Origin of the sequence: Paraburkholderia sp. Clong3 (assembly GCF_050436485.1) — a bacterium.
Classification (GTDB): Bacteria; Pseudomonadota; Gammaproteobacteria; order Burkholderiales; family Burkholderiaceae; genus Paraburkholderia; species Paraburkholderia tuberum.
In genome coordinates this window covers 1,953,961-1,966,293 of record NZ_JBNDMH010000003.1, presented here as the reverse complement: position 1 = coordinate 1,966,293, position 12,333 = coordinate 1,953,961, and the positions used below count along the sequence as shown (strand labels likewise).

Below are 12,333 nucleotides of genomic sequence, written 5' to 3'. Positions count from 1 at the left end.
CAGTTTGCGCATGCAACAAGGCCCGCATTCGTGCGGGCCTTTTTCGTTAAAGCACGGGAATCGGTATCACCGCCGGTCGAACGAATACTTGCCGGGGCCGGTCACGCACAACAGCAGCAACCCGCCGATGATGCCGATGTTCTTGTAGAAATGAATCATATTGTCGTACTGCATCGCGCCCGTCATGTTCCAGTAGTGATGGCCGATGATCGCGGTGCCGAGCGTATACACCGCAAGCAGCAGCGCCAGCGGTCGCGTGAAAAATCCCACTAACAGCGCGACGCCCACCACAAGCTCCATCACCACCGCGATAACAGCCGACAACGCCGGCACGGGCGCGCCGGTCGACGTCATATAAGCGACGGTGCCGGCAAAGCCGGTCAGCTTCGACCAGCCGAACATCACGAACAGCACCATCAGCAGGATTCGAGCGACGAGAACGACGACGTCTTTCTGGTTTTCAAACAGTGTGTAGCGCATGATTTTTCCCGATAGGGTAGAGGGATGAAGCTCGCTGGAAATCGTCGTCCAGCGAGCCGCGTTCAGGTTTGAGTCAATAGCGGCGCAAGCGGAGCGCTTATGCCCACAACGCCGAGGTTTCGATATTACGCAGGTCGAACACGAGCACTTCCGCATCGCGGCCCTGCGTGAACGTCAGCGCTTCTTCACCCCGCACCCGCGCGCCGTCACCCTCGCCAAGCTCGACGCCATTCACCGTAACGCTGCCGCGCGCCACCTGAACATATGCATAGCGGTCCTTCGCGAGTTCGAGCCGTGCGGTTTCCTCGCCGTTGAACAGACCGGCATACACGCGCGCATCCTGTTGCAACTGCAGCGAACCGTTCGCACCGTCCGGCGACAGCACGAGCCGCAGTACACCGCGCTTGTCGGCCGCGCTGAAGTGCTGTTGCTGATAGCGCGGCTTCGTGCCTTGCTGGGCCGGCGCGATCCAGATCTGCAGGAAGTGCACCGGCTCGCTCTTCGAATGGTTGTATTCGCTGTGCGCCACACCGGTGCCCGCGCTCATCAACTGGATGTCGCCCGGCACGATCACCGAGCCCGTGTCCATCGTGTCCTTGTGTTCGAGCGCGCCTTCGAGCACGTACGAAAAGATCTCCATGTCGCGATGCGGATGCTTGCCGAAGCCCTGCGCCGGCGCCACACGGTCGTCGTTGATCACGAGCAGGTCGGAGAAGCCGTTCTGCTTCGGATCGTGATAGTTCGCGAACGAAAACGTATGACGCGAGCTGAGCCAGCCGTGTTCCGCGCGGCCACGTTGGTTGGCGTGTCTGATTTCGAGCATGCTCTTTCTCCTTGAGTTTTGTCGTGCGATCCGGGCCAGATGTTTGGCTGCGATCCATGAACGACAGTGTAGGTCAATCAGGATGGATATAATCATGATAAAACCGGAAACACTGTCGCATTGGAGTGGACAATACGATGCAACTCGATGACATGCGCATCTTCGTCGCGACCGTCGACGCCCACAATTTCACCGCCGCGGCCAACCGGCTGTCGCTGTCGAAACAGTTCGTGAGCCGCCGTGTGATGGCGCTCGAGGAAGCGCTCGGTGTGCAACTGCTGATCCGCAACACGCGCAAGCTGGCGGTGACCGATCTGGGTCAGGAGTTCTACGAGCGCGCGAAGCGCATCCTCGGCGAGGTCGAGGACGCCGAGCAGGCCATGTCGCTGCGCCGCGCCGGGCCGCGCGGGCTGCTACGCGTGAGCGCGCCGATGTCGTTCGGCATGACGCATCTGTCGCCGCTCGTCGCGGCGTTTCTGCGCGAGCATCGCGACGTGCGCTTCGACATGGAGCTGAGCGACCGCGCCGTCGATGTGGTCGGCGAAGGCTTCGACATGGCGATCCGTATCGGCACGCTGGCGGATTCGTCGCTGATCGCGCAAAAGCTGATCGATGTGAAGATGGTTGCGTGCTGCAGCCCCGGTTATCTGCGCCGGCGTGGCAGCCCGGCCGTGCCTGGCGATCTCGCGAACCACGAATGTCTGCTGTACGGCCACGGCGGCGCGGTGAGCTGGGACTTCAGCGTCGAGGGCGTGGTGAAGAGCGTCGAGGTGCGCGGGCCGTTACGCGCCAATAACGGCGATCTGATTCGCGATGCGGCCGTCGCGGGACTTGGAATCGTTCGGCTGCCGGATTTCATCGTCGCCGATGCGCTCGCAAGCGGACAACTCGTGCCCGTGCTCGAAGCGTTCCTGCCGTCGGCGACGGGCGTCTATGCCGTCTATCCGCAGCATCGGCAAAGCTCGGTCACGATCCGGGCATTCGTCGAGTTTCTGCGCAGGCATCTGAGGAAGAAGCTCGCGACCGAACCGCGGACGCCCGTCGGCTAATCCCCTAAACCCTATCAACCGTTGCGGAAGATAAAGCTGTACGCGCTCAACGCCGGCACGCCGCCCAGGTGCGCATAAAGTACGCGCGAGCCGGCCGGAAATTCGCCATTACGCACCTTGTCGATCATGCCGTGCATCGACTTTCCCTCGTACACCGGATCGGTCAGCATGCCTTCGAGCCGCGCGCACAAACGGATCGCCTCGAGCGTGCCGTCGTTCGGCAGACCGTATTCCGGGCCGCCGTAGCGCTCGTCGAGGACGATGTCCTTCGCGGTGATGTCGCGGCCCAGTTCGACGCTCTCGGCGGTCCGCTTCGCGATGCGCGTGATCTGCTCGCGTGTCTGCGCCGGTTTCGCCGATGCGTCGATGCCGATAACCCGATCGGCGCGGCCGTCGGCGGCGAAACCGACGACCATGCCAGCCTGCGTGCTGCCCGTCACCGAGCACACGACGATGTAGTCGAACTTGAAGCCTAGTTCGGCTTCCTGCTGACGCACCTCTTCGGCAAAGCCGACGAAGCCGAGGCCGCCGAGCGGATGGTCCGAGCAGCCGGCCGGAATCGCGTACGGCTTGCCGCCGGCCGCGCGCACGCTGTCGAGCGCGTCTTCCCAGCTCTTGCGAAAGCCGATGTCGAAGCCGTCCGGCACGAGCCGCACGTCGGCGCCCATCATGCGCGACATCTGGATGTTGCCGACGCGGCCGTACACCGCATCTGAGTAGTTGACCCAGTTCTCCTGCACGAGCACGCACTTCAGGCCCAGATGCGCGGCAACCGCCGCGACCTGGCGCGTCTGGTTCGACTGGATGCCGCCGATCGACACGAGCGTGTCGCAGCCCTGCGCGAGCGCGTCGGGGATCAGATACTCGAGCTTGCGGGTCTTGTTGCCGCCGAACGCGAGGCCGCTATTGCAGTCCTCGCGCTTGGCATACAGCTCGACCTTGCCGCCGAGATGCTCGCTCAGACGCTTGAGCGGTTGAATTGGCGTCGGTCCGAAGGTGAGCGGGTAGCGGGGGAATCGTTGCAGGTTCATCGCGGCTCCGTGGTGGGGTGATTTCCATGAGTTTATGTTAGGAAAAACCGCCAGAAATGAGCTTGCGAAAAAAATCGCGTGGACGTATTTTTCGAAATCAAAGAACGTCCGGTTCCTAACAAAACTTCGTACACATGGTCATGAGCGCAACGAAAGTTCGTGCTGGAGCGGCACCTTCGGGCATCGGCGCGATCCCCTCCGCCTCGCCGGCCGATCCCCACCACCCGCTCGATCGCATCGATCGCGCGATCCTGCGGCAGTTGCAAACCGACGCGTCGATTTCGAACGTGGCGCTCGCCGCGAAAGTGAAGCTGAGCGCGCCGGCGTGTTTGCGGCGCGTCGAACGCCTGAAGGAATCGGGGCTGATTCGCGGCGTGGTCGCGCTGCTCGATCCAAAGGCGGCCGGCGCGGGCATGCTCGTGATCATCGGCGTGGTACTGGATCGCTCGACGCCCGAGTCGTTCGCCGAGTTCGAGAAGGCCGCGCAGAAAGTGGCCGGCTGCATGGAGTGCCACGTGGTGACCGGCGAGTTCGACTATTTCATGGTGATCCGCACGCGCGACAGCGACAGCTTCAATCGACTGCACGCCGAGCAGTTGCTGTATCTGCCGGGCGTGCGGCAGATCCGCTCATTCATGGTGCTGAAGGAAATCCTGTCGACCACGAAATTTCCGCTGTGAGCCGCGCGGCCGCGCCGCCGGCCGCGAAAGCGCGCATGCTGTCATAAACGCCGCGCCCGCGCGACCAAGCTTCGGCGCACCCGCATGCGGCCGTGGCAGCACCGTGCCAAAGCGGGCGGGCGCCGGCACTTTTCCGGAGCGACCATCATGACTCGCAACAGACCGCAATTCCTTACATCGTTCGGCGGCACCTCGAAACGCACACGCGCGGCCGTGTTGTCGCTGCTGCTAGGCGCGGCCGCGCTCGCGTTGCCGCTCGCGCAGCGCGTCGCGTTCGCGGCGGAGAGCGCCGTCGTGATCGCGCCGCCCGCGCTCGACGAACCGATCCCGGCCAGCACCGCGCACGAGGAAACCGCGGTGTTCGCGGGTGGCTGCTTCTGGGGCGTCCAGGGGGTGTTCCAGCATGTGCGCGGTGTCACGCGGGCGGTGTCCGGTTACTCGGGCGGCTCACGCGACACCGCGCAGTACGAGACCGTCAGCGGCGGCGAGACGGGGCACGCGGAATCGGTGCAGGTCACGTTCGATCCTGGCAAGGTCACCTACGGCCAGTTGCTGCAGGTGTATTTCTCAGTGGTTCAGGACCCGACCGAGCTGAATCGTCAGGGGCCCGACAGCGGCACGCAATACCGCTCCGCGATCTTTCCGCTGAACGACGCGCAACGGCACGTCGCGCAAAGCTACATTGCGCAGCTCGACAAGTCGCACGTGTTCCCCGCGCCGATCGTCACGAAGACGGAGCCGTACAAGGGCTTCTATCCGGCCGAGTCGTATCACCAGAACTATCTGACCTTGCATCCCGATTCGGCCTACATCGTGTTCAATGACATGCCGAAAATCGCCAACCTGAAACGCCTGTTCCCCAACCTGTATCGCGACAAGCCGGTACTCGTCGAAGCAGGGCAATAACCCCTCCGAACGGCGGCGCCAGCGGCGCCGCCGCAGCGCCGGACCGTCTTCGGGTTACGCCTTGGGTCGCGCTCGTCATCAATCTTCCACAGAGTTGGCGCGTATCTTGCGCAGCAATGTTCCGTTGGCCATTGTCCACGTCACCGCGGCGTGCAAGGACTATGCGCAGTGGCCACACGAGCGCGGGGGTCATGCGGGCTCGCCGCGCCTCGTGCGCATCGCGCTGCCCGCTTCATCGACTGGAAAAATTACACGCCGTAAGTAACAGCGCGGCGGTCGTCCGCGTTTTGGGTCCGCGCAGGACCCCGGGCGAAAACCTAACCTCATCGCGACGAGCGAAATTGGAGGCTTCCGGTGGTCAACAGCCGTAGAAAGAAGCGGGGCGCCATGCCTCGCCATAAACAAACCGGCATCGCGGCGAGCTCGCTCGTCGCCGCGACCTTGGGCGCAATGGCCTGCGTGCCGGGTGTGGTCTTCGCGCAGACGCCGTCGCCGCTCGGCGAATGGCAATATTCGGTGGGCGTTCCGCTGCAGAAGATGTGGCAGCCGAACATTCCCGACTGGCAACTGCGCTTCGGCGTGGCCACATCGTTCCAGCCGCGCTTCGAAGGATCGGACCGCTATCACCTGGTGGCCGGCCCGAGCATCGACGTGCGCTACAAGGATCTGTTCTTTCTGTCGAGCGGCGAAGGTTTCGGCGTGAATTTCGCGCAGGGCGAGAACTGGCGCATGAGTCTCGCCGCGGTCTACGACCTCGGGCGACGCGGCCAGGACGATCCGCAGGAACTCAACGGGCTCGGCAACATCAACCCGGCGCCCGGTCTGAAGCTTTCGGGCGAGTACGTCGTGTCGAAGGATTTTCCGCTCGTCCTGCGCGCCGATATCCGCCGCTATTTCGGCGGATCGAACGGCTGGATCGGCGATCTCGGCGCCTATATGCCGATGCCCGGCAGCACCAGGCAGTTCTTCTGGTTCGCCGGCCCGAACGTGGTGCTCGCGGACTCCAATTACATGAACAGCTGGTTCGGCGTCAATCAGGAGCAGGCCGCGCACTCGCAGTATCCGCAGTACCACGCGAGCGCGGGCTTCAAGTCGGTGGGTTTCGGCGTCAGCGCGATCTGGCTGTTCAGCAAGCACTGGTTCGCGACCGCCGACGGCGCGTTCGAGCAGCTCGTCGGCAGCGCCGGCAACAGTCCGATCACGCGCAGCCGCGCGACCGGCGTCGCCGACGTGTCGATCAACTACCGGTTCTGACGCACCGCCGCCGCGCAGCCACTGCGCCGTGACTTGGTGGGAATAGCCCTTGCTGACTCTGTGATCGCGCGCCGCGACGCCTCCGTCGCCGCGCGCCCGAACACAAGGAGTCGATCCCCATGGCAGGTAAAGCGAATACCCAGAAGGCCGCGGCCCAGGCAAACGGGGCCGCGCAGTCGAACGACGCGAAATCGAACGATCTCGAACGCAATCGCGTGAAGCCGCAAGGCGAGGCCCTGAGGACCAATCAGGGCGTCAAGATCGCCGACAACCAGAACACGTTGCGTGCGGGACCGCGCGGTCCATCGCTGCTGGAAGATTTCATCATGCGTGAAAAGATCACGCACTTCGACCACGAGCGCATTCCCGAACGGATCGTGCATGCGCGTGGCTCGGCCGCGCATGGTGTCTTCAAGGTCTACGAATCGATGCGCGAGTACACCAAGGCCGCGTTTTTGCAGGACCCGGCCGCCGAAACGCCGGTCTATGTGCGTTTCTCGACCGTGCAAGGTCCGCGCGGCTCTGCCGACACCGTGCGCGACGTGCGCGGCTTCGCGACGAAGTTCTACACGCAGGAAGGCAATTTCGATCTGGTCGGCAACAACATGCCGGTGTTCTTCATCCAGGACGCGATCAAGTTTCCTGACTTCGTGCATGCGGTGAAACCGGAAGCACCGAACGAAATGCCGACCGGCGGGTCCGCGCACGACACGTTCTGGGACTTCGTCTCGCTCGTGCCCGAATCGGCGCACATGGTGCTGTGGACGATGTCGGACCGCGCGATTCCGCGCAGCTTACGGACGATGGAAGGCTTCGGCGTTCACACGTTCCGCTTCGTCAATGCGCAGGGCAAAGCTCGTTTCGTCAAGTTCCACTGGCGTCCCGTGCTCGGCTCGTATTCGCTGCTGTGGGACGAAGCGCAGAAGCTCGCGGGCAAGGACCCGGACTTTCACCGCCGCGACCTATGGGAAGCGATCGAGCGGGGCGATTATCCGGAGTACGAACTGGGGGTGCAGATCGTCGAGGAAGCCGACGAGCACAAGTTCGATTTCGACCTGCTCGATCCGACCAAGCTGATTCCGGAAGAGCTGGTGCCGGTGAAAATCATCGGCAAGATGACGCTCAATCGCAATCCTGACAACTTCTTCGCCGAGACCGAACAGGCCGCGTTCCATCCGGGGCATATCGTGCCGGGCATCGATTTCACCAACGATCCGTTGCTGCAGGGGCGTTTGTTCTCGTACACGGACACTCAGATCAGCCGCCTCGGTGGCCCGAACTTTCACGAGATTCCGATCAACCGGCCGGTCTGTCCATCCGTCAACAATCAGCGCGATGCGATGCATCGGCAGGCGATCCATGTCGGCCAGGCGTCGTACGAGCCGAACTCGCTGAACGACGGCTGGCCGAAGGAAACCGATCCGGCCGCTGAAGATGGCGGCTTCGACAGCTATCAGGAACGCGTCGAGGGCACGAAGATTCGCGTGCGCAGCGACTCGTTCGCCGATCATTTCTCGCAGGCCGCGTTGTTCTACAACAGCATGTCGCAGCCGGAAAAAGACCATATCGCGGCGGCCTATCAGTTCGAGCTCGGCAAGGTGACGAAGCCCGAGATTCGCGCGCGTCAGGTCAACGAGATTCTCGCGAACTTCGACGCCGATCTCGCCGCGAAGGTCGCCGAAGGACTCGGCTTGCCGGCGCCGAAACAGGGCACGGCGAAACTCGTCGGGCCGAAGACGTCGCCGGCGTTGAGTCTGCTCAATCGCGTGAAGCCCGGCATCAAGACCCGCAAGATCGCGCTGCTCGCCGCACCCGGCTCCGATGGCGCGGCGATCAAACAGTTGCAGCAGGCGCTCAAGGCCGAAGGCGCGACGCCGATGCTGATTGCGCCGACGCTCGCCGGGATCGATGGCCTCGCGCCCGACGCGACGATCGCCGGGCTGCCATCGGTGATGTTCGACGCGGTGATCGTCGTCGGCGGCGAGAAGGGGGCGAAGGCACTGTCGCAATCGGGCGATGCGCGGCACTTCGTGCTCGAAGCGTTCAAGCATCTGAAGGCAATCGCGGCGCTCGGCGCGGGGCGCGACCTGCTCGCGGCCGCGCAGTTGCCTGCGCAGTCGGACGGCGTCGCGACCGGCGAGGACTCGCAGTCCGCCGACGTGTTGAAGGCGTTCATCAAGGCCGCCGGACAGCATCGCGTGTGGTCGCGCGCGGCGCAGGCGGAATCGGTGCCGGCCTGAGCGGGCCGAGCCGGTTGCGCTGATGCGCTGCCGCGTTAGCCGCTGAACGGTGCTGAGCGTAGCTGAAACGCGGCGCGTCGATACGCGTCGATGCAGGAATCTGGCCGGCGTTAGCCGGCCAGGTTGGTTTTGCATTCGGCGTCGCGCGCGTGCGGGTCGTCCTTGTATGATGACAGCGGTCGCATCGCGGCACTCAACACCGTGCGCAGACCCGAAAAATATTCTGCATCGACCCGATTCGCCATGCCACTTACAGAAAAAATGACCGCATCGCAGGCCGTCGATCAACTCCGTTTCCGCCGCATCCTTCGCCGCAATATCGCGCTGCCTTTGGGCGTCGGCCTCGTCACGATGGCGCTGTTCGTCGGCTTGATCGCGTATCTCGTGTCGACGATGAACTGGGCCGAGCACTCCGAGCGCGTGATCGGCGACGCCAACGAAATGCTGCGGCTCGCGGTGGCTCGCGAATCGTCGATGCGCGGCTTTCTGATCACCGGTAACGAGAGTTTCCTCGCACCGTATGAAAACGGCGGCCCGAAATTCAAGGCACAGCTCGAAGCGTTGAAACAGCAGGTCGCCGACAACCCGCCGCAAATCGAGCGGCTCAAGCAGATCGAGGCCTTGCAGGAGCGTTGGAGCCGCTTCGCCGAACAGATCATCGACGCGCGCCGCCGCAACCAGGACTATGAGAGCGCGATCGCAGCGGGGCGCGGCAAGCTCGAATTCGACGAAACGCGCCGCGAATTCGGCGATTTTCTCGACGTCGAATTGCGCTTGCGCCAGCAGCGCGTCGAAGCGACGCGCAACGTGACGGCGACGCTGGTCGGCGTGTTTCTGCTGTTCAGCCTCGTCGTCAGCGGCCTGCTCGCGTGGCGAGGCCGTCGCGAACTGCTGGACCTGTCCGAGATCTATGACGACGTGCTGCGCCGTCGGGCCGAACAGACCGCGCTGCTCGAGCAGCAGGTCTGGTTGCGCTCGGGCCAGCGGCTGCTCGCGGACAAGGTCGTCGGCCAGACGAGCGCGCCGCTCGTCGGCCGCGCGATGCTCGAGTTTCTCGCCCAATATCTCGATGCGGTCGTCGCCGCGCTGTACGTGCGCGACAGGCAGAGTGGCACGCTGCGCCGCGTCGCCGCGTACGGCTATGGCCGTGACAGCGAGCAGACGGCCGCTCTGAGTTTCGAGGAGGGTGAAACGCTGGTCGGCCAGGGCCGCGCGCTCGCGCCGCACGCTGGTGCTGCACGACGTGCCGGCCGATTACGTGCGGGTCGTGTCGGCGACGGGCAGCGGCGCGCCGCGCAATCTGCTGATCCTGCCGATCGACAACGACGGCCAGGTCAACGGCGTCGTCGAAATGGGCTTCCTGCGCGAGGTGACGCCGCGCGACGAAGAGTTCATGGAGCTGATCCGCCACAGCATGGGCAATTTTCTCGAGGCGGCGCTGTATCGCGAACGCCTGCAGGATGCGCTCGCCGAGACGCAGCAGCTGAACGAGGAGTTGCAGGTCCAGCAGGAGGAGTTGCGGGTCTCCAACGAAGGGCTCGAGGAACGCGGCCGCGCGCTGCTGGAATCGCAACGGCGCCTCGAAGCGCAGCAGGCCGAGCTCGAACAGACCAACGTGCGGCTCGAGGAATACGCGCTGCGGCTGGAGCGGCAGAAATCGGATCTGCTGCGCGTGCAGAACGATCTGGCGGCCAATGCGGAGCGCCTCGAACAGTCGAGCCGCTACAAGTCCGAGTTCCTCGCGAACATGTCGCACGAATTGCGCACGCCGCTGAACAGCTCGCTGATTCTCGCGAAGCTGCTGCAGCAGAATCGCAGCGGCAATCTGACCGACGAGCAGGTGCGCTACGCGGAGACGATCCACGCGTCGAACAGCGATCTGCTCGTGCTGATCAACGACATTCTCGACCTGTCGAAGGTCGAGGCGGGTCAATTGACGGTCGAGCCCGAAACGGTGTCGATCGAGGCGACGCTGCAATCGCTCGAAGAAATGGTTCGTCCGATCGCGGCGACCAAGCACTTGCGTCTCGCCTTCGACACGTTGCCGGGCACGCCCGATACGTTCGTCACCGATGGCCAGCGGCTCACGCAGATCCTGCGCAACCTGCTGTCGAACGCGGTGAAGTTCACCGAGCGCGGCGAGGTCACGCTCGAGGTCGCCAGGGTCGAGGACAACGTGCTGCGCTTCGACGTGCGCGATTCGGGCATCGGTATTCCGGCCGACAAGCTCGACATGATCTTCGAGGCGTTCCAGCAGGCCGATGGCTCGACGAGCCGTCAATATGGGGGCAGCGGCCTCGGGCTGTCGATTTCGCGCGAGTTCTCGCGGCTGCTGGGCGGGCGCATCACGGTGGCGAGCGAAGTCGGCAAGGGCAGCGTGTTTTCGCTGTGGCTGCCGCTCGATGCGCGCGAGGCGCGCGTGAGCGCGGACGGCGCGATGACGACGAGCGTCGCCACGCTGAACGCGCTGAACGAGGGCATGGGCGCGCAGGCGCCGGCGCAAGCGCCGTTGCTGCGCACGCCGCTCGACACCGCACCCGCCGCGGTGATCTCGCCAGCGAATCGTCTGGCAAGCCGGGCGCCGCCCACCGCGTCGCGCGAAGCCTTGCTGCCCGTCGCCGCCGAGCCCGCCGCCGCGTCGATAGCCGACGATCGCGACCATCGCACCCGCGCGGGCCGTCTGATCGTCGCGGTCGAAGACGATCCGCCGTTCGCCGCGATTCTGCGCGATCTCGTGCACGAACTCGACTTCGACTTCGTGCACGCGAGCGATGCCGCGAGCGGCCTCGCGCTGGTGCGCGACATGCGGCCGGCCGCGGTGCTGCTCGACGTCGGTCTGCCGGACCGCTCGGGCCTCACGGTGCTCGAATGGCTGAAGAACGATCCGCTGACTCGCCACATTCCGATCCATATCGTGTCGGCCACCGATCACGCCGACAAGGCCCTGCATCTCGGCGCGATCGGCTACACGCTGAAGCCGACCGCGCGCTCGACGATGGAGGCCGCGATCCGCCGCCTCGAAGCGCGGCTGCAACAGCGCCTGAAGCGCGTGCTGGTGATCGAGGACGACGCGCCGATGCGCGAAAGCATCCGCGCGCTGCTGCAAAGCGAGAACACCGAGATCGTCGCGGTCGCGACGCTTGCCGAGGCGTTCGAGCAACTGTCGGCGCTGACGTTCGACTGCGTCGTCACCGATCTCGCGCTGCCGGACGGCACCGGCTACGATCTGCTCGAACGCCTCGCCGCGAACAGCGCGCATGCATCGCTGCCGGTGATCGTCTACACGGGCCGCATGCTGTCCGACGAAGAGGAGCACCGGCTGCGCCGCTACTCGAAGTCGATCATCATCAAGGGCGCGAAATCGCCGGAGCGTCTGCTCGATGAAGTCACTCTGTTTCTGCATAGCGTCGAGTCGTCGCTCGCGCCGGAGCAGCAGCGCATGCTGCGCACGGTGCGGCAACGCGACAATGCGTTCGAGGGCCGCACGATCCTGCTCGCCGAAGACGACGTGCGCAACATCTTCGCGCTGTCGCACGTGCTGGAGCCGCTCGGCGCGAAACTGCTGATCGCGCGCAACGGCCGCGAGGCGCTCGACGAACTGGAGAACGGGCCGGAAGTGCATCTGGTGCTGATGGACATCATGATGCCCGAGATGGACGGCCTGACCGCGATGGGCGAGGTTCGCCGCAATCCGCGCTTCGCGCATCTGCCGATCATCGCGCTGACCGCGAAGGCGATGGCGAACGATCGCACGCGCTGCCTCGAAGCGGGCGCCGACGACTACGTGTCGAAACCGATCGACATCGACAAGCTCGTCGCGCTGTGCCGCGTGTGGCTGCGGCAGCGCTGACGGCGCGAGCGTAAGCACGG

7 protein-coding genes and 2 pseudogenes are annotated in these 12,333 nt (G+C 64.5%); 6 read left to right on the top strand and 3 right to left on the bottom strand.

The genetic code is table 11. The features are described 5' to 3' along the window. Nucleotides 1-66 precede the first annotated feature (66 nt). Nucleotides 67-480, bottom strand: coding sequence for a DoxX family protein (locus OKW30_RS32390; RefSeq protein WP_184035498.1), 414 nt, complete (start codon nucleotides 478-480; stop codon nucleotides 67-69). Between the two features lie 97 nt (nucleotides 481-577). Then, nucleotides 578-1,303 carry a pirin family protein gene (locus OKW30_RS32385; RefSeq protein ID WP_184062413.1) on the bottom strand — a complete coding sequence of 242 codons (726 nt, stop codon included), beginning with the start codon at nucleotides 1,301-1,303 and terminating at the stop codon, nucleotides 578-580. A gap of 137 nt (nucleotides 1,304-1,440) precedes the next feature. Here OKW30_RS32385 and OKW30_RS32380 point away from each other — a divergent pair, with 137 nt between their 5' ends. Then, nucleotides 1,441-2,352 carry a LysR family transcriptional regulator gene (locus OKW30_RS32380; protein WP_090810514.1) on the top strand — a complete coding sequence of 304 codons (912 nt, stop codon included), beginning with the start codon at nucleotides 1,441-1,443 and terminating at the stop codon, nucleotides 2,350-2,352. Between the two features lie 14 nt (nucleotides 2,353-2,366). Here OKW30_RS32380 and OKW30_RS32375 read toward each other — a convergent pair whose 3' ends face one another. Beyond that, complete coding sequence (locus tag OKW30_RS32375; RefSeq protein ID WP_429348634.1) at nucleotides 2,367-3,383, bottom strand: 1-aminocyclopropane-1-carboxylate deaminase; 1,017 nt, start codon at nucleotides 3,381-3,383, stop codon at nucleotides 2,367-2,369. A 140-nt stretch (nucleotides 3,384-3,523) separates the two neighbouring features. Between OKW30_RS32375 and OKW30_RS32370 the strand changes: the two genes are divergently transcribed. From OKW30_RS32370 to OKW30_RS32350, 5 genes and pseudogenes are all read left to right on the top strand, one after another. Beyond that, complete coding sequence (locus tag OKW30_RS32370) at nucleotides 3,524-4,063, top strand: Lrp/AsnC family transcriptional regulator (RefSeq protein ID WP_184062407.1); 540 nt, start codon at nucleotides 3,524-3,526, stop codon at nucleotides 4,061-4,063. A gap of 147 nt (nucleotides 4,064-4,210) precedes the next feature. Further along, nucleotides 4,211-4,969 (top strand): peptide-methionine (S)-S-oxide reductase MsrA, encoded by a 759-nt coding sequence (gene msrA, locus OKW30_RS32365; protein ID WP_184060005.1) that lies wholly within the window; start codon nucleotides 4,211-4,213, stop codon nucleotides 4,967-4,969. 354 nt (nucleotides 4,970-5,323) lie between these two features. Beyond that, nucleotides 5,324-6,223 (top strand): MipA/OmpV family protein, encoded by a 900-nt coding sequence (locus OKW30_RS32360; RefSeq protein ID WP_184062403.1) that lies wholly within the window; start codon nucleotides 5,324-5,326, stop codon nucleotides 6,221-6,223. 107 nt (nucleotides 6,224-6,330) lie between these two features. Then, nucleotides 6,331-8,463: pseudogene (gene katE, locus OKW30_RS32355) on the top strand (catalase HPII); the annotation flags it as partial. A gap of 261 nt (nucleotides 8,464-8,724) precedes the next feature. Beyond that, nucleotides 8,725-12,313: pseudogene (locus tag OKW30_RS32350) on the top strand (response regulator). Nucleotides 12,314-12,333: the final 20 nt, after the last annotated feature.

Excerpts from the sequence above, each read along its gene's own strand:
- OKW30_RS32385 (WP_184062413.1), bottom strand. The coding sequence starts at position 1,303 with ATGCTCGAAATCAGACACGCCAACCAACGTGGCCGCGCGGAACACGGC.
- OKW30_RS32380 (WP_090810514.1), top strand. The coding sequence starts at position 1,441 with ATGCAACTCGATGACATGCGCATCTTCGTCGCGACCGTCGACGCCCAC.
- msrA (WP_184060005.1), top strand. The coding sequence starts at position 4,211 with ATGACTCGCAACAGACCGCAATTCCTTACATCGTTCGGCGGCACCTCG.
- OKW30_RS32390 (WP_184035498.1), bottom strand. The coding sequence starts at position 480 with ATGCGCTACACACTGTTTGAAAACCAGAAAGACGTCGTCGTTCTCGTC.
- OKW30_RS32370 (WP_184062407.1), top strand. The coding sequence starts at position 3,524 with ATGAGCGCAACGAAAGTTCGTGCTGGAGCGGCACCTTCGGGCATCGGC.
- OKW30_RS32375 (WP_429348634.1), bottom strand. The coding sequence starts at position 3,383 with ATGAACCTGCAACGATTCCCCCGCTACCCGCTCACCTTCGGACCGACG.